Annotated in this window: 23 protein-coding genes; 10 read left to right on the top strand and 13 right to left on the bottom strand. The window is 70.2% G+C overall.

What is annotated here, in order from left to right:
- Positions 1-91: 91 nt before the first annotated feature.
- Positions 92-328 carry a glutaredoxin family protein gene (locus tag ACWEOO_RS17080; RefSeq protein ID WP_452143763.1) on the bottom strand — a complete coding sequence of 79 codons (237 nt, stop codon included), beginning with the start codon at positions 326-328 and terminating at the stop codon, positions 92-94.
- On the bottom strand, positions 325-1,770 hold the full coding sequence (locus tag ACWEOO_RS17075; protein ID WP_452143773.1) for a class I adenylate-forming enzyme family protein: 1,446 nt from the start codon (positions 1,768-1,770) through the stop codon (positions 325-327). The genes ACWEOO_RS17080 and ACWEOO_RS17075 overlap by 4 nt, the downstream gene beginning before the upstream one ends.
- Positions 1,771-2,130: 360 nt before the next feature.
- Here ACWEOO_RS17075 and ACWEOO_RS17070 point away from each other — a divergent pair, with 360 nt between their 5' ends.
- A complete protein-coding gene (locus tag ACWEOO_RS17070) occupies positions 2,131-2,703 on the top strand; it encodes a sigma-70 family RNA polymerase sigma factor (RefSeq protein WP_238332099.1) in 573 nt (190 codons plus the stop codon).
- Between the two features lie 106 nt (positions 2,704-2,809).
- A complete protein-coding gene (locus ACWEOO_RS17065) occupies positions 2,810-4,030 on the top strand; it encodes a DUF5667 domain-containing protein (protein ID WP_452143762.1) in 1,221 nt (406 codons plus the stop codon).
- Between the two features lie 60 nt (positions 4,031-4,090).
- Here ACWEOO_RS17065 and ACWEOO_RS17060 read toward each other — a convergent pair whose 3' ends face one another.
- The 3 genes from ACWEOO_RS17060 to ACWEOO_RS17050 are packed head-to-tail and all read right to left on the bottom strand — an operon-like array spanning position 4,091 to position 6,341.
- Complete coding sequence (locus ACWEOO_RS17060) at positions 4,091-5,203, bottom strand: lysophospholipid acyltransferase family protein (RefSeq protein WP_452143761.1); 1,113 nt, start codon at positions 5,201-5,203, stop codon at positions 4,091-4,093.
- Positions 5,196-6,203: an NAD-dependent epimerase/dehydratase family protein gene (locus tag ACWEOO_RS17055; RefSeq protein WP_452143760.1), complete on the bottom strand. Its 1,008-nt coding sequence runs from the start codon at positions 6,201-6,203 to the stop codon at positions 5,196-5,198. The genes ACWEOO_RS17060 and ACWEOO_RS17055 overlap by 8 nt, the downstream gene beginning before the upstream one ends.
- Before the next feature lie 36 nt (positions 6,204-6,239).
- Positions 6,240-6,341, bottom strand: a complete 102-nt coding sequence (locus ACWEOO_RS17050) for a 30S ribosomal protein bS22 (protein ID WP_008356322.1) — start codon at positions 6,339-6,341, stop codon at positions 6,240-6,242.
- Between the two features lie 110 nt (positions 6,342-6,451).
- On the opposite strand from ACWEOO_RS17050, the gene ACWEOO_RS17045 reads away from it, so the two are divergent.
- On the top strand, positions 6,452-7,123 hold the full coding sequence (locus ACWEOO_RS17045; RefSeq protein WP_452143759.1) for a class I SAM-dependent methyltransferase: 672 nt from the start codon (positions 6,452-6,454) through the stop codon (positions 7,121-7,123).
- Positions 7,124-7,126: 3 nt separating this feature from the next.
- Here ACWEOO_RS17045 and ACWEOO_RS17040 read toward each other — a convergent pair whose 3' ends face one another.
- Positions 7,127-7,300: a hypothetical protein gene (locus ACWEOO_RS17040; RefSeq protein ID WP_363712679.1), complete on the bottom strand. Its 174-nt coding sequence runs from the start codon at positions 7,298-7,300 to the stop codon at positions 7,127-7,129.
- Between the two features lie 103 nt (positions 7,301-7,403).
- Between ACWEOO_RS17040 and ACWEOO_RS17035 the strand changes: the two genes are divergently transcribed.
- Positions 7,404-7,619, top strand: coding sequence for a hypothetical protein (locus ACWEOO_RS17035; RefSeq protein WP_452143758.1), 216 nt, complete (start codon positions 7,404-7,406; stop codon positions 7,617-7,619).
- On the opposite strand, the gene ACWEOO_RS17030 is transcribed toward ACWEOO_RS17035, so the two are convergent.
- Positions 7,616-9,403: an AfsR/SARP family transcriptional regulator gene (locus ACWEOO_RS17030; protein ID WP_452143757.1), complete on the bottom strand. Its 1,788-nt coding sequence runs from the start codon at positions 9,401-9,403 to the stop codon at positions 7,616-7,618. The two genes, ACWEOO_RS17035 and ACWEOO_RS17030, sit on opposite strands and share 4 nt — an antisense overlap.
- Positions 9,404-9,457: 54 nt before the next feature.
- On the opposite strand from ACWEOO_RS17030, the gene ACWEOO_RS17025 reads away from it, so the two are divergent.
- Positions 9,458-10,318: an alpha/beta fold hydrolase gene (locus tag ACWEOO_RS17025; RefSeq protein WP_452143756.1), complete on the top strand. Its 861-nt coding sequence runs from the start codon at positions 9,458-9,460 to the stop codon at positions 10,316-10,318.
- On the opposite strand, the gene ACWEOO_RS17020 is transcribed toward ACWEOO_RS17025, so the two are convergent.
- Positions 10,315-11,559 (bottom strand): amidohydrolase family protein, encoded by a 1,245-nt coding sequence (locus tag ACWEOO_RS17020; protein ID WP_452143755.1) that lies wholly within the window; start codon positions 11,557-11,559, stop codon positions 10,315-10,317. The genes ACWEOO_RS17025 and ACWEOO_RS17020 overlap by 4 nt on opposite strands.
- Positions 11,560-11,623: 64 nt before the next feature.
- Between ACWEOO_RS17020 and ACWEOO_RS17015 the strand changes: the two genes are divergently transcribed.
- Positions 11,624-12,112, top strand: coding sequence for a MarR family winged helix-turn-helix transcriptional regulator (locus ACWEOO_RS17015; protein ID WP_452143754.1), 489 nt, complete (start codon positions 11,624-11,626; stop codon positions 12,110-12,112).
- A gap of 64 nt (positions 12,113-12,176) precedes the next feature.
- Here the strand turns inward: ACWEOO_RS17015 and ACWEOO_RS17010 are convergent, their stop codons facing one another.
- The gene (locus ACWEOO_RS17010) at positions 12,177-12,392 is read right to left on the bottom strand and encodes a helix-turn-helix domain-containing protein (RefSeq protein ID WP_012923942.1); all 216 of its coding nucleotides are present in this window, start codon (positions 12,390-12,392) and stop codon (positions 12,177-12,179) included.
- 118 nt (positions 12,393-12,510) lie between these two features.
- Positions 12,511-13,686: an acetoin utilization protein AcuC gene (locus tag ACWEOO_RS17005; protein ID WP_452143753.1), complete on the bottom strand. Its 1,176-nt coding sequence runs from the start codon at positions 13,684-13,686 to the stop codon at positions 12,511-12,513.
- Positions 13,687-13,986: 300 nt separating this feature from the next.
- On the opposite strand from ACWEOO_RS17005, the gene ACWEOO_RS17000 reads away from it, so the two are divergent.
- The 3 genes from ACWEOO_RS17000 to ACWEOO_RS16990 all read left to right on the top strand — a co-directional run bounded on the left by ACWEOO_RS17000 (position 13,987) and on the right by ACWEOO_RS16990 (position 16,621).
- Positions 13,987-14,724: a hypothetical protein gene (locus tag ACWEOO_RS17000; RefSeq protein ID WP_452143752.1), complete on the top strand. Its 738-nt coding sequence runs from the start codon at positions 13,987-13,989 to the stop codon at positions 14,722-14,724.
- A gap of 185 nt (positions 14,725-14,909) precedes the next feature.
- Positions 14,910-15,878 (top strand): tryptophan--tRNA ligase, encoded by a 969-nt coding sequence (trpS, locus tag ACWEOO_RS16995; RefSeq protein ID WP_452143751.1) that lies wholly within the window; start codon positions 14,910-14,912, stop codon positions 15,876-15,878.
- Positions 15,875-16,621 (top strand): endonuclease/exonuclease/phosphatase family protein, encoded by a 747-nt coding sequence (locus tag ACWEOO_RS16990; protein ID WP_452143750.1) that lies wholly within the window; start codon positions 15,875-15,877, stop codon positions 16,619-16,621. The genes trpS and ACWEOO_RS16990 overlap by 4 nt, the downstream gene beginning before the upstream one ends.
- Here ACWEOO_RS16990 and ACWEOO_RS16985 read toward each other — a convergent pair.
- Together ACWEOO_RS16985 and ACWEOO_RS16980 are read right to left on the bottom strand one after the other, a co-directional pair.
- A complete protein-coding gene (locus tag ACWEOO_RS16985; protein WP_452143749.1) occupies positions 16,607-17,509 on the bottom strand; it encodes a TIGR03560 family F420-dependent LLM class oxidoreductase in 903 nt (300 codons plus the stop codon). The two genes, ACWEOO_RS16990 and ACWEOO_RS16985, sit on opposite strands and share 15 nt — an antisense overlap.
- 4 nt (positions 17,510-17,513) lie before the next feature.
- The gene (locus ACWEOO_RS16980) at positions 17,514-17,870 is read right to left on the bottom strand and encodes a winged helix-turn-helix transcriptional regulator (protein ID WP_359932078.1); all 357 of its coding nucleotides are present in this window, start codon (positions 17,868-17,870) and stop codon (positions 17,514-17,516) included.
- Positions 17,871-17,920: 50 nt separating this feature from the next.
- Here ACWEOO_RS16980 and ACWEOO_RS16975 point away from each other — a divergent pair, with 50 nt between their 5' ends.
- Positions 17,921-18,355: a PPOX class F420-dependent oxidoreductase gene (locus ACWEOO_RS16975; protein ID WP_359932075.1), complete on the top strand. Its 435-nt coding sequence runs from the start codon at positions 17,921-17,923 to the stop codon at positions 18,353-18,355.
- On the opposite strand, the gene ACWEOO_RS16970 is transcribed toward ACWEOO_RS16975, so the two are convergent.
- On the bottom strand, positions 18,348-18,914 hold the full coding sequence (locus tag ACWEOO_RS16970; protein ID WP_355694698.1) for a hypothetical protein: 567 nt from the start codon (positions 18,912-18,914) through the stop codon (positions 18,348-18,350). The two genes, ACWEOO_RS16975 and ACWEOO_RS16970, sit on opposite strands and share 8 nt — an antisense overlap.
- Positions 18,915-18,936: the final 22 nt, after the last annotated feature.

Below are 18,936 nucleotides of genomic sequence, written 5' to 3'. Positions count from 1 at the left end.
TGGGAGCGGTTGGTTCACCGCGGTCTGACGGCCGGCGGCTCTCTTACTCTAGGAGCTTGTGAACGTGAGAACAAAATCGGCGAGAAGTGAGCTAGCTCATCAGGGCTTTGCGTAGTCGGGCGGGGTCTACCCGCCAGAAGTCGTGCTGCTTGCCGTCGACGAAGGTGACCGGGATCTGTTCGCCGTACTGCGTGAACAGACGGTCGTCCTGGGTGATGTCGACCTCGCTCCACTCCACACCGGTCTCGGAGCAGACGGCCCGGATGATCTCCCGGGCGTCGTCGCACAGATGACAGCCCGGCTTTCCGTACATCACCACCCGGCTCATCGCTCCGCCCCCCGCAGCCGGCCCTTCGCGACCTTGCCGGTGACCGAGTGCGGCAGGTTCTCCACCACCTCGATCTCGACCGGGCACTTGAACCGCGCCAGCCGGCTCCCGGCGTACTCGCGGACCGCCGCGACGTCGACCGATGCGTCCGGCAACGGCACCACGAACGCCTTCACCGCCTCGCCGGTGTCCTCGGACGGTACGCCGATGACCGCGGCCTCCCGGACCCCCGGAGCCGCGACCAGCACGTCCTCCACCTCGCTGGGGAAGACGTTGAACCCGGACACGATGATCAGCTCACGCAGCCGGTCCACCAGGAACAGGTCGCCGTCGCCGTCCAGGAATCCGACGTCGCCGGTCCGGTACCAGCCCTCCGCGTCCGGGCCGTCCACGCCGTCCGGCCAGTAGCCGGAGAACAGGTTGCCGCCGCGGATCAGGATCTCGCCGGGGTCGTCGCCCTCCACGTCCGCGCCCTGCTCGTCGGCGATGCGGATCTCGACGTTCGGCAAAGCGCGACCGACCGAGCCCGGCTTCGGCTCGGCCTCGCCCAGCGTCGTGGTGACCCCCGGGGACGCCTCGGTCAGGCCGTACCCCTGGTGGACATGGTGACCGCTGGCCTGCTCGAAGCGGTCGGCGAGCGCCCGGTCGAGGGTGGAGGCGCCGGTCAGCACGACCTTGACCGTCTCGAGCGCGTCGCGCAGATCGGTCCGGGTCAGCAAGGCGTGCAGCGCCGGCGGAGCGAGCGGCAGCCGCGTCACGCCGTACCTGCGGATCAGGTCGAGGGTCTGCTCGGGGTCGAAGCGCTGCTCGACGACGAGCGCGGCGCCGGTCGCGACCGCCCAGCCGAGGACCGCGTTCAGACCGAAGGCGTGGAACATCGGCAGCACGCCGAGCACCACGTCGTCGGGGCCCATCCGGTCCTCGCCGAGCTCGCCGAGGTTCCGCACGTTCGCCGCGAGCGCCCGGTGGGTGAGCATCGCCGCGCGCGGATCTCCACTGGTTCCGGAGGTGTAGAGGAGCACCGCGAGCGTCTCGGGGTCGATTGACGGAAGTAACGGAGCGTCACCCTGGAGCTCGTCGGGCGCCACCGTCCGGATGCCCTTGAAACGGTCCGCGAGCCCCGGTCCGGCGATCGCGAGCCGGGCCCCGGAGTGCGCCGCCACGGTCGCCAGCTCAGCCTCGGTGAGGCCGGTGTTCAGCGGCACGGCGACCAGCCCGGCGCGGAGAATGCCCAGGTAGGACGTAACGAACTCGATGCTGTTGGCCACCAGCAGCAGGACCCGGTACCCGGGTACCAGGCCGGCCGCGGCGAGGCCCTGCGCGGTCCGGTCGACGGCCTGGTCGAGCTCGCCCCAGGTCAGCCGCCGATCCCCGTCGACCAGCGCGGGACGCTCGCCGTGACGTTGCGCTGTGTCACGAAGAATGTCCGCGAAATTCACCATCACCAGGCGAGTCTGTCACGCCGGGGATCCGGTCCGGGACCGACCGTCTTACCCAGAATGGTTGCAGCGGAGCGTAACCACCGATATACAGGTGACTTCGCGGGCGCGCTTCTGCTGAACCTCACACTGCAGAAACCCGGCCGCGCGGGGACCTCATGCGCGATGCAACACCCCCGACAGCAGGCTGCTCCGTCGATGGAGGCAGTCCGCTGGCGCATTCGTGACCATCGGACCGGACGGAAGGCGGCACGCCCCAGCCTGTTGACAGTACGTGCCCGAGCAGTAACGTTCGGTGCTGTCCAGTCGCTGTGGCCATTCGCGGATGTGTCGAACGACGTGTCAGTTGAACGGGGAGAACACTTGACCACGCCGGAACCAAGCCCGGACGGGATGCGACGTGCGGAGCTCGTCGATCGCGCCCAGGCCGGGGACGTCGGTGCCTTCGGCGAGCTGTACGACGAGTACTCGCTCACCGTCTATCGCTACATCTACGCGCGGGTGTCGTCGTCGGCGCTCGCGGAGGACCTGACCAGCGAGACCTTCGTCCGGGCGCTGCGCGCACTGGACTCGTTCCGCTGGCAGGGCCGGGACTTCGGCGCCTGGCTGGTGACGATCGCCCGGAACCTGATCACCGACCACTACAAGTCCGGCCGGGTCCGGCTCGAAGTGGTCACGGACGAGATCGAGACCCACGACCGGCAGACCGAGGGTCCGGAGATCGACGTGCTGGCCGCGGCCACCGCCGAGGTGCTCCGGGACGCTGTCGCCGGCCTGCCGGACGAGCAGCGCGACTGCCTGACGATGCGGTTCTTCGCCGGTCTGTCGATCGCCGAGACGGCCAAGGCGCTGGAGAAATCCGAAGGCGCCGTCAAGCAACTGCAACTGAGAGCCGTACGGCACTTGGCGAAGGTTATCCCCAAGGACTTGAGATGAGGCGGATGACAACGAACGTCTTTCGTAACCCGTCAGGGAGTTACCTCGTTTGCCTGGTGAGGACCTGTCGGTGACCCCGACTGGCCATTGAGGAGAACGAGAACTCATGAGTGACCTACACAGGGCTCGAGCGCGCGCGGAGACCTTCGCGCACGCCGTCGATCACGGGCCCCGTCACTCCACGCGACTGGGCGACGACCCCGAGTTACTGGAAGCTGTGGAACTGGTCGGACGGCTGAGGACCGCCGGCGCAGTTGCACCGCGACCGGAGTTCAGTGCCGAGCTGCGGCACCGCCTGCTGGAGCAGGCGGCGGCGCGCGCGGCGACCACTGCGACTCCACTGACGGTGCACACCGCACCGGACGACTCGGACGAGCCGCCGGGGAGCGAGGACGTTGGCGCGTCCGTGACAGCTATCCGTCGCCGCCAGGGCCGGAGGATCCGCCTGGTGGCCAGCACCGCCGCGCTGGTGCTGCTCGGAGGTGGCATCGGTTCGGCCGCCGCCGCGCAGCAGGCCATGCCCGGCGACACGTTGTACGGCATGAAGCGCAGCATCGAGAACGTGGCGACCAATGTCGGGGTCGGCGACGACTCCCGCGGCCGGCGCGATCTCGAGCACGCGATGACCCGACTGTCCGAAGTCCGCGAGCTGGCCGGCAACGGCGGGTCCGTGGGCACGATCAACGCGACCCTGGACGACTTCTCGGCACAGGCCCGCAAGGGTGTGTCCAGACTGCTCGCCTCGTACCAGCAGAACGGCGACGAGAGCTCGATCACCGCGATCACCTCGTTCATCACCAGTGCCCGCCAGGCTTTGGTGGCGGCGACGCCGAACCTCCCGCCGGAGTCCTTGAAGTCCGGTGTCGAGGCGCTGGCCACGATCGAGCAGCTGACGCAGCTCACCTCGGCGGCGTGCCCGAAGTGCGCGTCGCCGAAACCGGCCGCCGCGCCGGGCACCGGCACCACGAGCAACACCAAGCCGGGCCGCACCACGCCCGGCACCGGCGCCGAGTCGAGCAACCCGGTCAAGGCGTCGTCGAGCCCGAAGGCGTCGACGACGATCCCGGCACCGGTCGGCTCGAGCACCCAGGAGCCGTCCACCCTGCCGACGAAGGTGCCGAACACCACCATCGTGGGCGAGTCCACCGCACCACCGACCAACCTGAAGACGCCACCGCAGCCGTCGTCGTCAAACTCGCCGATTGCGACGCCCACGGAGCTGCCTTCACTGACGCCGACCACGCCGTCCTGGCCGTGGCCGTTCCCGACGACACCGCTGATCAACCTGCCGGGCATCATCCAGACCCTGCTTCCACCCTGGAAGTAGGCCGGCAACAGCGGGAAGCCCCTGGCACACGGATCGTGTGCCAGGGGCTTCTGCGTGGGCCTAGAAGAAGACGCTGCGGCGCTGCATGAGCAACGCGTAGAGCGTCTGCTGGATGGTCTCGCGGACCTGGTCGGTCACGTTGAAGACCAGCATCGGGTCGTCGGCGGCCCCGTCGGGGAACTCGTCGGTGCGGATCGGCTCGCCGAACTCGATCAGCCACTTGGACGGCAGCGGGATCAGGCCGAGGGGCCCGAGCAGCGGGAAGAACGGCGTGACCGGGATGTACGGGACGCCGAGCAGCCGGGCCAGCGAGGCGATGTTCCCGACCAGTGGATAGATCTCCTCGGCGCCGACGATCGAGCACGGCACGATCGGTACGCCGGTCCGCATCGCGGCGCTGACGAAGCCGCCGCGCCCGAAGCGCTGCAGCTTGTACCGCTCCGAGAACGGCTTGCCGAGTCCCTTGAAGCCCTCCGGCCAGACCCCGACCAGGTTGCCCTGCCGGAGCAGCCGCTCGGCGTCGTCGTTGTTGGCCAGCGTCGCGCCGCCCTTGCGGGACAGCTCGCCGACGAACGGCGTCTGGAACACCAGGTCCGCCGCGAGCGTGCGCAGCGGCCGTCCGGTGTGGTCCGCGACGACCACCTGGGTGACGAGCCCGTCGAGCGGCATCGTGCCGGAGTGGTTCGCGACGATCAGCGCGCTGCGGTCGGACGGGATGTTCTCGATCCCCCGGACCTCGACCCGGAACCACTTCTCCACCATCGGCCGCAGCATCGGCAGCAGCACCTGGTCGGACAGGTCACGGTCGTACCCGAACTCGTCGAGCTCGTAGTCGCCGGTCAGCCGCCGGCGCAGGAACGCCAGCCACTCGGCGACCCGGCGCTCGCCGTCCTCGCCGAACAGCCCACGGACGGCCCGCTCCAGTCCCGCGAAGTCCAACGGCGGCAGCTCGGGTCCGTCGACGTCCGCTACGGCGCCGGCCGGCTCGCCCTGGAGCTCCGCCGCCCGCGAACCCGCGGCGACGTCGTCGGCGCTCTTGGTGGCGCGGCCCTTCTTCGCTCGGCCGGCCTGTCCGGCGAGCGCCCGCGCCGCGGCCGAAGGCGTCGTACGGCGTCCGGTACCCCGGCCCGGGCGACCGCCGGAGCCGATCGGGATCACGTCCGCGTCAGCCACGCAACGCCCCCAGGCCCGCGGTGAGCAGGCTCGACACCCGCGTCGTCGCGCCGGTCCCGAGCGACCGCCGGAAGTCGTCGAAGGCCTCCGCGGTCGTGTACTTCGGCTCGAACCCGAACTCGGCGCGCATCCGCGTGGTGTCCACGCCGCGCCCGAAGGTGAGGAAGGTGATCTGGTCCGGCGAGAAGTCCGCCAGCCGGGCCCGCCGGACGGCGGCGGCGGTGCCGGACGCGGTGAACGAAGGCATCCGCAGCGTCGGGCGGCCGAGCCGACGGATCGCCTGGGACAGCGAGAGAACGCCGTCACCGGCCAGGTTGAACGTCCCGGGCAGGTCGTTCACGGTCGCGTGGTGGATCGCCTCGACGCCGTCGTCCTCGTGCAGGAACTGCAGGCGGGCGTCGTACCCGAGAACGGTCGGGACGACGGGCAGGCCGAAGTACCGCGTGATCGGGGAATCGGTCTTGGGACCGATCCAGTTCGCCATCCGCAGCGTGCTGACGCAGACATCGGGACGGCGCCGGGCGAAGCCGCGCACGTACCCCTCGACCTCGACCGCGTCCTTGCTCAGGCCGTGGTGATGGATCGCCCGCGGCGCCATCTCCTCGGTGAACATCGCCGGATCCCGCGCACCCGCGCCGTACACCGTGGTGGACGACTTGACCACCAGCTTGGCCACGCCGGGCGCCTTCTGGCAGGCGGCGAGCAGCTGCATGGTGCCGATGACGTTGATCTCCTTCATCGACGACCGGCCGCCGGCGCTGCCGGGAGTGGCCACGACGCCGGTGTGGACGACCGTGTCCACGGCCTCGGCGGCGATCACCTTGGCGATCACCGGGTTACGGATGTCGGCCCGGACGAACCGGACCCGCCCGAGCTCCGCGCGCGGCGGAACCACATCGATACCGAGAACGGTGCCGATCGACGGGTCTTCGGCCAGTCTGCGGGCACAGCGAGCGCCGGCGTCTCGCGAGACGCCGGTCACCATCACCACCTGTGCCACGGGCAACTCCCAGCCGACCGGGCGCGGCAGACCTGCTTACTTACCGAGCTTGCGGCGCTGCACCCGCGTCTTCTTCAGCAGCTTACGGTGCTTCTTCTTCGCCATACGCTTGCGGCGCTTCTTGATTACGGAACCCACGGTGGACCATCCAAACTCAAAGAGAACGTCGGCAAAGCTTACCTGGAGGTCGCTTCCCCGACCTAAAGCAGGCTCGGTCGGTAGGGTGGACAGGGACCTGGGGAGGCTGGATGAAGGCCCGGAAGACTGCGCGGTACGACGGTCTGGCGGAGTGGTACGACGAGCGGTTCGTGGTCGACGCGGAGCCGCATCAGCCCGGTCTGCTCGACCTGCTCGGGCCCGGATCCGGGCCGTGCCTGGACATCGGCTGCGGCACCGGACGCAACTTCGGCACGATCCGGGTCAGCGGCCGCACCCCCGTGGGCCTGGACTACTCGATCGACCAGCTCGGCCGTGCCCGGACGCGCACCGACGGCCCGCTGCTGCACGGTGACGCCGCGGTCCTGCCGTTCGCCGACGCGTCCTTCGGCACGGCGGTCTCGATGTGGATCTCGACCGATGTCGACGACTTCGGCGCCGTCCTGCGAGAGGCGGCCCGGGTGCTCCGGCCGGGCGGCATCCTGGTCGCGTACGGCGTGCACCCCTGCTTCAACGGACCGCATGTCGTCTACGAGGACGACGGTCGCCGGACCGTGCATCCGACGTACCGCCAGTCGGGCTGGCACACCGACATGCCGTGGTGGGCCGAAGACGGGATCCGCCGGCGGATCGGCATGTCCCACCTCACCCTGGCCGACTACCTGAACGCCGTCGTCGACAGCGGTCTGGTCATCGAGCGCTTCGAGGAGCCCGGCGGTTACGACATCCCGCACGCACTCGCGTTCCGGGCGCGGAAGGCTTAGGACCTAGGCCGCCTTCCGGATCGCGACCGGGGCGATCGGTTCGGTCAGGACGGCCAGGTGGGGTGTGGCGGTCTTGGTGCTGGTGCTCGCGTAGGCGGCGGGAGTGAAGGCGACGGCGGCCAGGCCCAGGGTCGCGATGGTGCCTACGGCAACGCTCTTGACGAAACGGATCGGCATCGGGAGCCTCCTTCAGGTTGGTGATTCCATCCTGGTCTCCCGGCCTGCGACGGTGCTGCGAGATTCCTGGGAGGCCCCTGGGAGGTCCGGGTACGGTGACGGCATGGCGTACGTCGTATTTCTCGCCGGGCTGGCGGCGGTGCTCGCGGGGCTGACCTGGTTCGCCCGGTGGGCCAAGCGCCACGGTCACGGATCCGGGGTGGCCGGCGCGCTGGCGGCGTACGAGGAGGCGTACCGGACGACCGCGCACCAGTCGCACCACGAGCTGCGCCGGCAGGCCGGCCGGAAGTCCGAGTCCGGCTCTCCGGACGACCTCTAACCGAGGTAGCCGGCGATCGGGCCGAGGGTGAGCAGGCCGCTGCCGGCCGCGTGTTCGCCGGCCGCCGGCGCTAGAGCAGCTTGCGCTCTCGCCAGCAGCTCGGGGTCTCTGGTGCTGTGGGCGGTGAATGCCCAGTACGCCTCGAACAGCAGCCCAGGCGGCGGATCCGGCGATCCGTGCACCCACGGGGCGTGTGGTCCGTAGTCGGCCTCGGGGATCGGTTCGTCATGCCGTACGGCGTGCGCGGCCAACGCCAGCGGGAGAAGCCCCTCGCTCAGGCCGGGCATGCCCGCGCCGTCGAGCAGCGCGGCAGCTGCGCGGTAGGACTCCGGGGTATCGTCGCGCAGCGCGGCGTACCAGCGGGTGAAGACGGCGACGAGCGGCAGCTCGTGCCGGGCGGCCAGCGCGTCGGCGGCTGCGGCATGGTCGTCGGCCGCGGTGTGATCGGCTCTCGCACACGCGGATTGCAGACGGATCAGGTGGCCGAGAACCTCGTAGGTGAAGAGGTTGTGGCGCTGCGCGAGTGTGATGAGTTCGGCGCCGATCGTGTCGCGTTCGGCCGCGAGGCCGGCGCGGTAGCAGGTCTGCATGAACAGGCCGTTCAGCGCGAACGCGAGCAGCGCGGGATCGTCGAGACCGCGGGCGAGTTGCTCGGCCTCGAGCGCTGCCTCGCGGGCCCGCGGCGACCGGGAACCGCGGGACTCGAGCGCGATCGTGGCGAGCAGCCGCGCGCGGGGGCCGGCGTGATCCTGTGTCGGCAGCACCCGTTCCGCCGCCGCGACGATCGCGGCCGCCTGCGCCTCGTCGTCGGAGCGGGTCCAGATCGCCGGTACGTCGTACGCGCCGATCACGCGCGCGGTGAGATCGGGGTCGCCGAGTTCCGCGGCCGCCGAGATGGCGGCGAGGCGATGCCGGCGGGCCGCTTCCAGGCCGCCGCCCCCGGTGACCGCGAGGTTGCGCAGCAGGCCGACCGTCGACTCGATCCGGGCACGGGTGCCGCCGACGGCACGGTCGTACGCGGCGGTGGTCTCGGCCCAGACGGAGCCGGCCGGCGTCAGATGCGCTGCCTGGTTGAGGATGTCGCCCTCGAGCCGGCTCAGCGCGGGACCGGGATCGACGCCGAGCTGATCCACCAGGGTCTCCCGGGCACGGCGCAGTACGGCGAGAGCGTCGCCCTGGCGCTCGCTCCGGTACAGCGCGAGCGCCAGCAACCGCCACGCGTCCTCGCGCCACGGATGCTCGGTGACGTGTGCGTCGAGATCCGGCACCGCCTCGGCGGCTCGTCCCAGCTCCAGCCGCGTCTCCGCGACCCGCTCGACCACGTGCAGCCGCAGCTCGGTCAGCCGGGCACGCTCGGCCGACGCCCACGGCTCGTCCACGAACTCGGCGTACGCCGGCCCTCGCCACAGGGCCAATCCGGCCAGGAGTTCCGGCAGGAGCTGTTCCGGTGGCAGCGAGGCCCTGGCGGAGGTCTCGAACCGCCACGCGTCGACGTTGTCGGTCTTCAACGCGTAGCCGGGGCCGGACGTCACCAGCAGCCGGGCGGGTTGCCTAGGCGCTCGGTCGGGCTCGATCGCGCGGCGAAGCGCGGCCACGAACGTCCGCACGGCGCCCAGGGCGCCGTCGGGCGGATCGACCCACAGATCGTCCACCAGCACGCTCGCCGGCACGACCCGCCCTCTCGCCACGATCAGCCGCGCGAGGACCGCCCGGTGCCGTCGGCCCTTCAGGTCGACCGGTCCCCCGTCCCGGGCCACCACCGGCCCCAGCACACCGAACTCCACGCGGCCACGGTAGCGCTCATCCGTTGCTCATCCGGATCCGCGACGCTGGTCGGCATGTTGATCGAAGGCTTTGAGTACCAGCAGGTCGAGGGCACGGACGGGGTCGACCTGAACGTCGCCGTCGGCGGATCCGGTCCGCCGATCGTGTTGCTGCACGGGTTTCCGCAGACGCACCTGATGTGGCGGCACGTTGCTCCGGCGCTGGCCGCGGATCACACCGTGATCTGCCCGGACCTGCGCGGGTACGGCGAGAGCGGCAAACCGGCCGACGGGTACTCGAAGCGGGCCATGGCGGCCGATATCGTCGCGGTGGCCGGTCGGTTGGGTCATCGGCGCTTCGCCGTGGCCGGGCACGACCGGGGAGCGTTGGTGGCGTTCCGCGCGGGTCTTGATCACCCCGATGCCATCTCCCATCTGATGTGTCTGGACGTTCTGCCGAACCTCGACATGTGGGACGTTATGCAGGGAGCCAGTGCTGCGGTCGGCTTCCACCTCTACCTGATGGCGCAGCCGCCCGGCCTGCCGGAGCGGATGATCGCGGCCACCTCGGACGAGTTCTTCGGATACTTCCTGGATCAGTGGGTGAACGATCCCGCGGCGATCCCGTCCGACGTCCGCGCGGCGTACCTGGAGGCGTGCCGGCGCGCGGTGCCGTCGATCGTCGCGGACTACCGCGCCACGGCGACCGTCGACATCACGCACGACGAGCAAGACCTTGCCCGCGGCAACAAATTGCGAATGCCGGTGACCGTGATCCAGCAGGACTGGGGCACCGCCCTAGGCTTCGACGCCGCCGCCCGCTGGAAGACCTGGACCACCAACCTCCACCACCAAACCACAACCTCCGGCCACTTCATGGCCGAGGAATCCCCCACCGAGATCACCGCAGCCATCCGCACCCTCCTCAACCGCTAGACGGTTGCCCCCTCGAGGTACGCCGCGGACTCCGCGAGCTCGGACAGGGCGTCTCGCAGCGACGTGCTGATGATGTGGCCGTCGCGCTTGACTGGGGTGCCTGCGACCAGGACTGTGTCGACGTTGCCGGGGTGGGCGGATGTCACCACGGTGGCCACTGGGTCGTGTAGGCCGCCGGCGAGGTTGAGATCTGTGGTGCGTAGCAGGATCACGTCGGCCTGGTTGCCGACGGCAAGCGATCCTACGTCGGGCAGGCCCAGGGCACGCGCGCCGGCGGATGTCGCCAGCTGCAGGATCTCGGCGGCGGAGAAGGTCCGGTAGCCGAGGGAGAGCACCTCGTGCATGGCGCGGAACATGTCGCCGCCGGCTGTTGTCACGACGTCGATGCCGAGGCTGAAGTCGACGCCGGCTGCTCGCAGACGGCCGGCTAGTGGCTGGCCCATCTCCATGCGGGCCTCGACGGTCGGTGTCGCGGAGACGGCCGCGCCGGTCTCCGCGATCACCTTCAGCTCGGAGTCCGGCAGGTTGTTGCCGTGAACGTACAGCGTGGTGGGCCGCGCCAGCCCGGCGTCCCGCAACCGCGTGACCGGATCGGGCACGTCCGAACTGCTGCTGATGTGTACGACGACCGGCACCCCGAGAGCATCCGCGAGCTCCCAGTCCGCCCGCACGGTCTCGAACGGCGCGAACGACGGCCCGATCGCCGCCACTGCGAGCCCGAGCCGCCCGGAGCGGCGGGCCAGCACCCGGCGCATCTCCCCCGCATCCACGGCGCCGCCGCTCAACGGCGACGGCCCGTAACCGAAGACGGCCCGGATGCCGCTGCACTCCAGCGCGTCCAGCGCCGCGTCCGCGTGGTCGGGGGTGCGCTGGACGTGCGAATAGTCCTGCACGGTGGTGATCCCGGCGTCCAGGCACTCGAGCGCGCCGACGAGGTTGCCTGCGGCAACGTCCTCCGGCCGGAACCGCGACCCGTGGGCGCCGAGCACCCGCTCGAAATAGGTCCCGAGACCGGCGTCGACCGCGATCCCCCGCAGCGCCGTCTGCCACAGATGCCGATGGGTGTCGACGAAACCGGGCAGCACGATCCGCTCCCGCGCGTCGATCACCTCCGCGTCGACCTCCAGCCCCGGCCCGACCGCGGCGATCCGTCCGTCCTCGATCAGGACGTCGGTGTCCCGACGGACGACGACCTCCGGGGAGGTGTCGATCACCGTCCCGCCCTTCAGCAAAAGTCTCACGAGCATCTCCCTCAGTAGAAAGCTTTTGGGAAAGCTATCATCAAAGAAAGCTAGGCTGTCAACCGTGACCGACGACCCTGTGGACCGGGTGATCGCCTCCTGGGAGCACGAGCTGCCCGAGGTGCTCTATCCGACCAGCGAGCTGACGAAGCGGATCATGCTGCTCGCCGGCGAGCTGAACTCGGCGACCCGGCGGGTGCTCCGCGACCTGGAGCTGACGATGGCGGAGTTCGACGTGATCGTCTCGCTGCGCCGGTCCGGGGCGCCGTACCGCCAGAAGCCGTCCGACCTGGTCCGGATCCTGTTGCTGTCCTCCGGCGGCACCAGCAATGTGACGAACCAGCTGGTCCGCCGCGGCCTGGTCGTCCGCGAGCCCGACCCGGACGACGGTCGCGGGACGCAGGTCCGGCTGACCCCGGCGGGAATCAGCCTCGCCGAGCAAGCTGTGAAGGCCAGCTCGGCCGCCCACGCCGAGCTGTGGGCCGACATCCCGGCCGACACGCTCGAGGCGGCCACCGCCGCGCTACGAGGCCTGTCCGCCCGCCGCCGGTAAACCCCGCGCGGACAGACAACGAGGCGGCCCGACCCCTCAGGGCCGAGCCGCCTCGTTCTCGTTGTTATCCGGCTTGAAAGAAGGCGCCCTTGAGGTAGTCGTGCACGGCGTCCTCCGACACCCGGAACGAACGACCCACCCGCACCGCGGGCAGCTCACCGGAGTGCACCAACCGGTACACCGTCATCTTGGACACGCGCATGGCCGTGGCGACTTCCGCCACGGTCAGGAACTTCACCTCGGCGAGCGGCTGCTCACCACCGGACTTCTTTGATGCCATTGCGCACCGCACTTCCAGCACGGATCGTGCGCCGGCTTCCCCTCCGGCACCTCCGTCCGTGCATGTCACGAGCCTAGTGGCTGTTGGTACGAATGGGAAAGAGGGGGACTCGTGTGACTCACCAGCTCGGATCGAGACCGAGCAGCGGGAAGCTCGCGTCACGGGTGGCCTTGATGGCGCGGTCCAGCCAGGTGTCGGGGTTGTAACCGGTCGACCAGTCGACGTACGACGCGTCGCGGCCGTCGGTCATCCGCAGCGGCGCGACCCGCCCGAACCGCAGCTGGACCTCCTCGCGCCAGGCGTCCGGCACCGGCGTCGCGGGGTCGATCGGCGTACCCGCGACGATCGCCAGCAGATGCGTCCAGGCCCGCGGCACGACGTCGATGATCGCGTACCCGCCGCCGCCCGTGGCGACCCATTTCCCGTCCGCCACCTCGTGCGCGAGGTCGTGCAGCGCGACGTACGCCGCCCGCTGCCCGTCGATCGTCTTCGTCAGGTGCGCCAGCGGGTCCTCGACGTGCGAGTCGCAGCCGTGCTGCGTGACCAGCACGCTCGGGCGGAACGCCTTCACCACGTCCGGTACGACGGCGTGGAACGCACGCAGCCAGCCCGCATCCCCGGTGCCGGGCGGCAGCGCGACGTTGACCGCCGTACCCTCGGCGCCCGGTCCGCCGGTCTCACCGGCGCTTCCGGTGCCGGGGAAGAGCGTGGTCGGCGACTCGTGCAGGCTGACGGTCAGCACCCGCGGGTCGTCGTAGAACACGGTCTGTACGCCGTCCCCGTGGTGGACGTCCACGTCGACGTACGCGACCCGCTCGGCGCCGTGGTCGAGCAGCCACCGGATCGCGATCGCCGGATCGTTGTAGACGCAGAATCCGCTGGCCTGGTTGGGCATCGCGTGGTGCAGGCCGCCGGCGACGTTCGCGGCGTGCAGGACGTCCCCCTCCCAGACCGCGCGGGCGGCCTCCACGGTCGCGCCGGCGATCCGCGCCGAGACGTCGTGCATGCGCGGGAAGCAGTACGTGTCCGACGTGCCCAGGCCGTGCACCGGATCGGCCTCGTCGGGGTGGTCGCCGGCCGCTTTCACCGCGGCCACGTACTCGGCGGTGTGTACGGTCTCGAGCAACGCGTCGTCGGCGGTCGGCGCGGGCGCGACCTTGAGGTGGTCGAGGACGCCGAGCTCACGAGCGAGCTTGATGGTCAGCTCCACCCGGATCGGACTCATCGGGTGTCCCCGGCCGAAGTCGTACGCCGTCAGCCCGTCGTCGAACACCAGCAACGCCTCACCGCTCATGCCCTCGACCTTAACCGTCGCGCCTGCGCAAGCGCGGGTCCGAAGCCGCTCCAACCGGGTTGAGCGGGGTCCGGGCTCAACAGGCACGGACGGCGCGACACCCCTCCCTGGCCGCGCCGGCCCCGCCAGCGGTCCAACAGTCGATTCATCGGCGCCGGACTGCAAAGCGTTACAGATTTTGCCGTCGGAGGCGCAGAAACCGCAGATTCTGGGTCCGCCGCGGCGTCGGGCGACTGCGGACAGTGAGATTCGGACTTGCGAGTACCCTCGGTCGGCCGCCACAGTTCTCCGGTGAGGCAAATGAAACCCAACCGGCGGCAGATCTTTACAGTAGGAGCGGCGGCCGCGGCCGCCGCGACGGTGGCCGCCTCGACCGAGACCGCGTCCGCCGCCACGTCGTCGGACACCGGGCCGTACGGCTCCGGCGTGCTCGGCTCCTGGGCCGGTGCGACCCGTGCCATCTCCACCGCGGCGCAGTTCCAGCACACCCGTGAGACCAACGGCGTGTTCATGTTCGGCGACAGCATCTCCGTGCAGGACGGCAAGGCGCTCGCGATCCGGCTGCAGGACCGCGACGGCAGCCAGCTGGCCGTCAACAACTGGTCCAGCCGGCCGACCTCCGGCGCGGTCGACGCACTCCAGCAGTGCGCGTCGGCGTACGGTCTGCCGCGGCGCGTCCTGATGGCGAGCGGGTCCAACGACATCTTCGACCCGCCGAAGTTCGCCGCCCAGGTGGCCCGGGCGGTCAGCATCGTCGGCCAGAACCGGATCCTGTACTGGGTCAACATCCAGGTCGTCCGCAAGAGCGTGACCTCGACCGTGCAGCTCGCCGACCAGCGGAACAGCTCGTGGCTCAACATGCAGCTCTACGACCAGCAGGAGAAGTACCCGAACCTGCGGATCATCCGGTGGGCCGAGTGGCTCTGGGTCAAGCCGTACCGGCTGCTCAACTACCTGCGCGACGGCGTGCACCCGACGGTGCCGCTCGGCCAGGACGCCCGCAACGAGCTGATCGTCCAGTCGCTCGTCCAGCGTTGAATTCCCCACTCCACCGCCCCGGTCGGTGAGATATGCTGGCAGTGTGAACACGAACCTGCAGCTGTGGTGGGCCGCCTAGGGCGGTCCACCCGGCGTGTTCGCACGCAGCCACTGAGGCCGCCTCGCCGAGGCGGCCTTTTTCATGTCCTCGGTGGGGCCTCACACACCACCGAAAGGGCACGATCATGACCTCGCTTTCCGGCATCACCCCGTCCGGCCGGCTGACGCTCGGCAACCACCTCGGCGCGCTGCGCCGGTTCACCGACCCGGACGGTTTCTACTTCGTCGCGAACCTGCACGCGATGACGACCAAGCACGATCCGCGAAGACTCGCCGCGCTGACCCGCGAGTTCGCGACGCTGATGCTCGCGGCCGGTGTCCCCGAGGGCACCGTCTTCGTCCAGTCCGACGTCCCCACGCACGCCCAGCTCGCGTACCTGCTGGAGTGCACGTCGTACGTCGGTGAGCTGTCCCGGATGATCCAGTACAAGGAGAAGGGCAAGGGCCGCCCGATGACGCGGGCCTCGCTGTTCACGTACCCGTGCCTGATGGCCGCGGACATCCTGCTGTACGGCGCGGAGCAGGTCCCGGTCGGCGGCGACCAGGACCAGCACGTCGAGCTGGCCCGGGACATCGCGATCCGGTTCAACCGCGAGTACGGCGACACGTTCGTCGTACCGCAGCTGAACAAGGCGGCGCTCGCGACCCGGGTGAAGGACCTGCAGAACCCGACCGCGAAGATGAGCAAGTCCGATGCCGACGACGCGATCGGCACGATCCGGCTGCTGGACCCGCCGGACGTCATCCGCCGGCAGATCATGCGCGCGGTCACCGACTCCGGGAACGAGGTCCGGCACGACGAGGCGGACAAGCCCGGCATCACGAACCTGCTGGAGATCCTCGCGGCCTGCACCGACGGCGATCCGGTCGAGCTCGCGAAGTCCTACGCGTCGTACGGCGCGCTCAAGCAGGACGTCGCGGACGCGGTGCTGGCCGTCATCGAGCCGCTGCAGAAGGAGTACGCGCGGCTCACGACCGACCGCGGCGCGATCGAGGATCTGCTCGAGCAGGGCCGGGACCGGGCGCTCGAGGCGAGCACACCGCGACTCCGGGCGGCGTCCCGCGCGATGGGTTTGGCAGGATCACCTGTATGAAGATCCGCGCCGCTTCGTTCAACATCCGCAACTCCTCCGCGCCCGACGGCGACAACGCCTGGCCGGTCCGGCGGAAGGCGACGGTGGCGGCGATCGAGCACCTGGACGCGGACGTGGTCGGGCTGCAGGAAGTGCTGCCCGACCAGCTCGACTACCTGCGCTGGCGGTTCCCGAAGCACGAGCTGGTCGGCGCCGGCCGGGACGACGGCATGAGCGCGGGCGAGCACGCCGCCGTCCTGGTCCGGCCCGGCGACTGGCGGATCGAGCGCCACGAGACCCGCTGGCTGTCCGACGACCCCGGGACGCCGGGATCGATCGGGTGGGACGCCGACCTGACGCGGGTCGCGACCCTGGTGTGGCTGCGGCACCGCAACGGTACGACGGTCGGCCTCGTCAACACGCACTACGACCACGCGGGCGAGGTCGCGCAGCTGCAGTCGTCCCGGCTGATCGCGCGCTGGATCACCGGGTCGCTGCCGTGGATCGTGATGGGTGACCTGAATGCGACACCGGACTCCCCGCCACTGAAGACGCTGGTGGACTCCGGGCTGCGCCTCGCCGTACCGGCCGCCGCGGGCGGCAGCTGGCACGACTTCACCGGCGCGACCGACGACGACCGCATCGACCACATCCTCGTCACGAAGGAGTGGACCGTGACCGACGCGGCCGTCTCGCACTACCGCCCGGACGGCCGCGTGCCGAGCGACCACTGGCCGTTGTTCGCGACGCTAGAACTTCAGTAGCACCTCTTCGCGCAGCCGTTCCAGCGCGTCGAACCGCCGGTTGCCCTCACCGAGGAACGCGTCCGGGACCAGCAGTTCGTCGATCCCGGCCGCCGGGTACTGCGCGACCGCGTCGAGCACCTCCTGAGCCGACCCCATCACCACCTGGGCCCCACGCTGCTCCAACCGGGCCTTCCGCTCGGCTGCCTCGGTGTCCCCCGGGTCGACGATCTCGAGGAAGGTCTGGGCCGACCGCCTGACGGTCCGGGGATCCCGCCCGACCCGCTCGCAGTGCTGGGCGAACACCTCGCCCTTCTGCGCCGCCAGATCGGGACGTCCCCAGTGGTTCCACTCGTCCGCATACCTGGCAACGATGCCGAGGGCAACCTTTTCGCCGGACGCGCCGATCAGGATCGGGAGCTGCGCCGGCTTCGGCTCACAGGGCGCGTCCGACAGCTGGTAGTACTTGCCCTCGAAGGTCGTCCGCTCCTGCGTCAGCAACCCCTTGATGACCTGGCACGCTTCCTCGAAGCGCTTGAGCCGCGGCCCGATCGCCGGCAGCTCGATGCCGTACGCCGCGTGCTCGTTCAGCTGCCAGCCCGCGCCGATGCCGAGCACGAACCGGCCGTTCGCCATCTGGTCGATGGTCGCGGCCGCGTTCGCCACCACGGCCGGGTGCCGGTAGGTGTTGCCGAGCACCATCGTGCCGACCCGGACCCGCTCGGTCCGCGCGACGATCCCGGCGACCAGCGCCAGGGCCTCGTTCACCGGAACGCTCAGGTCGTCCCCGTTCTGCATGAAATGGTCAGCGATCCACACGCCGTGCCAGCCGGTCCGCTCGGCGTACTCGGCGCCATCGAGCACCGACCGCCAGTTCCGGGAGGCCGCAGGCCACAAAGAGAAATCCATGCCGTCATCCTCTCTCCTGCGCCTCCAGCACCGCCTCGCCGTTCTCTTCTGCCCACTCTGTGAGCAGCCGGACCGGTCCCATCAGCGTGCGTCCGAGTTCGGTGAGCGCGTACTCGACTCGAGGGGGTACGCCGCCGTGGTCCGTACGGGCAACCAGACCGTTGGTCTGCAGGCGGCGCAGGGTCTGGGTGAGCACCTTCTTCGAGATGCCGCCGATCAGTTCGAGCAGCTCGGAGTGCCGTCTGGCGTGATCGTTGAGACCCCACAGCACCACGACCGCCCACTTGTCGGCGATCACCTCGACCGCGAGCCGGGCCGGGCAGTCGGCCAGGAAGACATCTCCGGGTTCCACTCCGTGCACAGCGGTCAGGGTACCCAGAGGTTCCCACGGCGCTGTCTAGCGTCTGCCGCATGAGCAGACTTCCCGAGAGCAGCTACCGCCTCTTCGACGAGCCGAAGGACGTCACGATGATCACGATCGACCCGGACGGGTCGCCGCAGGCCGCGCTGGTGTGGGTCGGGCGGGACGGCGACGATCTGCTGATCGGCGTCGAGGAGAAGCACCGCAAGACCCGGAACCTGCGCCGGGACCCGCGGATCACGTTGCTCGTGCAGGACGACCGGATCAGCCCGCGCGGCCTGACGCAGTACCTGGTCGTGCGCGGAACCGTGCAGTTGGAGGGACCCGGCAACCCGGCGTACAAGACGCTGATGGACCGGCTGGCGCGGAAGTACCTCGGCCAGGAGACGTTCCCGTTCGGCAGCGAGCAGGTGTACGCCGGGGCGACGGTCGTGCGGGTGCGGGTCGAGAAGGTGACCGGCGAAGGGCCGTGGGCGGTCAGATGACGATGTGCCAGCGGAGCAGGAAGGCGCCGATCGAGAGCACGACGTAGAGCAGGACGAGCGCGGCGCCGATGCCGGGGCGCGGGCGGTGGCGGCGGACCGGGGTGGTCAGGGAACGCTCGCGGAGGGCCTCCATCACCGCGGCGACCTCCGCGGTGCGGTCGGTGGGAATGCCGTTGATCTCGTGCTCGTCCGGGCCGCGGGTGAGCACGACGTTGTCGTCGCCGACCTCGATCTTGCCGACGTCCTGCCAGGCCAGGCTGCGGATCAGCATGCTCGTCCGCGCCTTCAGGCCGCTCGGGAACAACTCGACGCGGTACAGCACGACGCCGCCGGCGACCCGGACGACCGACGCGCCGATGATCGTCAGCAGCCCGACGGCCAGCATGTCGCGGGCGCCCATCCACAGCCACGAGTTCAGCGCCGGCACGACGACGAACGGCAGCACGAACAACGTCCAGGCCCACCACGGCGCCGGGTCCAGCGGCACTCGCCACGGGAGCGGCGGGACCTCCTGCTGCGGCGCAGGCGCGGCGACCGGCTCGACCGAACCATTAGTCATGGGCGGACTCATCCCTCGAACA

It is taken from the genome of Kribbella sp. NPDC004138 (assembly GCF_053603655.1).
This window is presented reverse-complemented; position numbering and strand designations above follow the sequence as displayed.

Bases quoted from the DNA above. Each gene is read 5' to 3' on its own strand.
- ACWEOO_RS17065 (WP_452143762.1), top strand. From the start codon at position 2,810: ATGAGTGACCTACACAGGGCTCGAGCGCGCGCGGAGACCTTCGCGCAC.
- ACWEOO_RS16975 (WP_359932075.1), top strand. From the start codon at position 17,921: ATGAGCAGACTTCCCGAGAGCAGCTACCGCCTCTTCGACGAGCCGAAG.
- ACWEOO_RS16970 (WP_355694698.1), bottom strand. From the start codon at position 18,914: ATGACTAATGGTTCGGTCGAGCCGGTCGCCGCGCCTGCGCCGCAGCAG.
- ACWEOO_RS17025 (WP_452143756.1), top strand. From the start codon at position 9,458: ATGTTGATCGAAGGCTTTGAGTACCAGCAGGTCGAGGGCACGGACGGG.
- ACWEOO_RS16985 (WP_452143749.1), bottom strand. From the start codon at position 17,509: ATGGATTTCTCTTTGTGGCCTGCGGCCTCCCGGAACTGGCGGTCGGTG.
- ACWEOO_RS17045 (WP_452143759.1), top strand. From the start codon at position 6,452: ATGAAGGCCCGGAAGACTGCGCGGTACGACGGTCTGGCGGAGTGGTAC.
- ACWEOO_RS17075 (WP_452143773.1), bottom strand. From the start codon at position 1,770: ATGGTGAATTTCGCGGACATTCTTCGTGACACAGCGCAACGTCACGGC.
- ACWEOO_RS17035 (WP_452143758.1), top strand. From the start codon at position 7,404: ATGGCGTACGTCGTATTTCTCGCCGGGCTGGCGGCGGTGCTCGCGGGG.
- ACWEOO_RS17040 (WP_363712679.1), bottom strand. From the start codon at position 7,300: ATGCCGATCCGTTTCGTCAAGAGCGTTGCCGTAGGCACCATCGCGACC.
- ACWEOO_RS17010 (WP_012923942.1), bottom strand. From the start codon at position 12,392: ATGGCATCAAAGAAGTCCGGTGGTGAGCAGCCGCTCGCCGAGGTGAAG.
- ACWEOO_RS17005 (WP_452143753.1), bottom strand. From the start codon at position 13,686: ATGAGCGGTGAGGCGTTGCTGGTGTTCGACGACGGGCTGACGGCGTAC.
- ACWEOO_RS17000 (WP_452143752.1), top strand. From the start codon at position 13,987: ATGAAACCCAACCGGCGGCAGATCTTTACAGTAGGAGCGGCGGCCGCG.
- trpS (WP_452143751.1), top strand. From the start codon at position 14,910: ATGACCTCGCTTTCCGGCATCACCCCGTCCGGCCGGCTGACGCTCGGC.
- ACWEOO_RS17080 (WP_452143763.1), bottom strand. From the start codon at position 328: ATGAGCCGGGTGGTGATGTACGGAAAGCCGGGCTGTCATCTGTGCGAC.
- ACWEOO_RS16990 (WP_452143750.1), top strand. From the start codon at position 15,875: ATGAAGATCCGCGCCGCTTCGTTCAACATCCGCAACTCCTCCGCGCCC.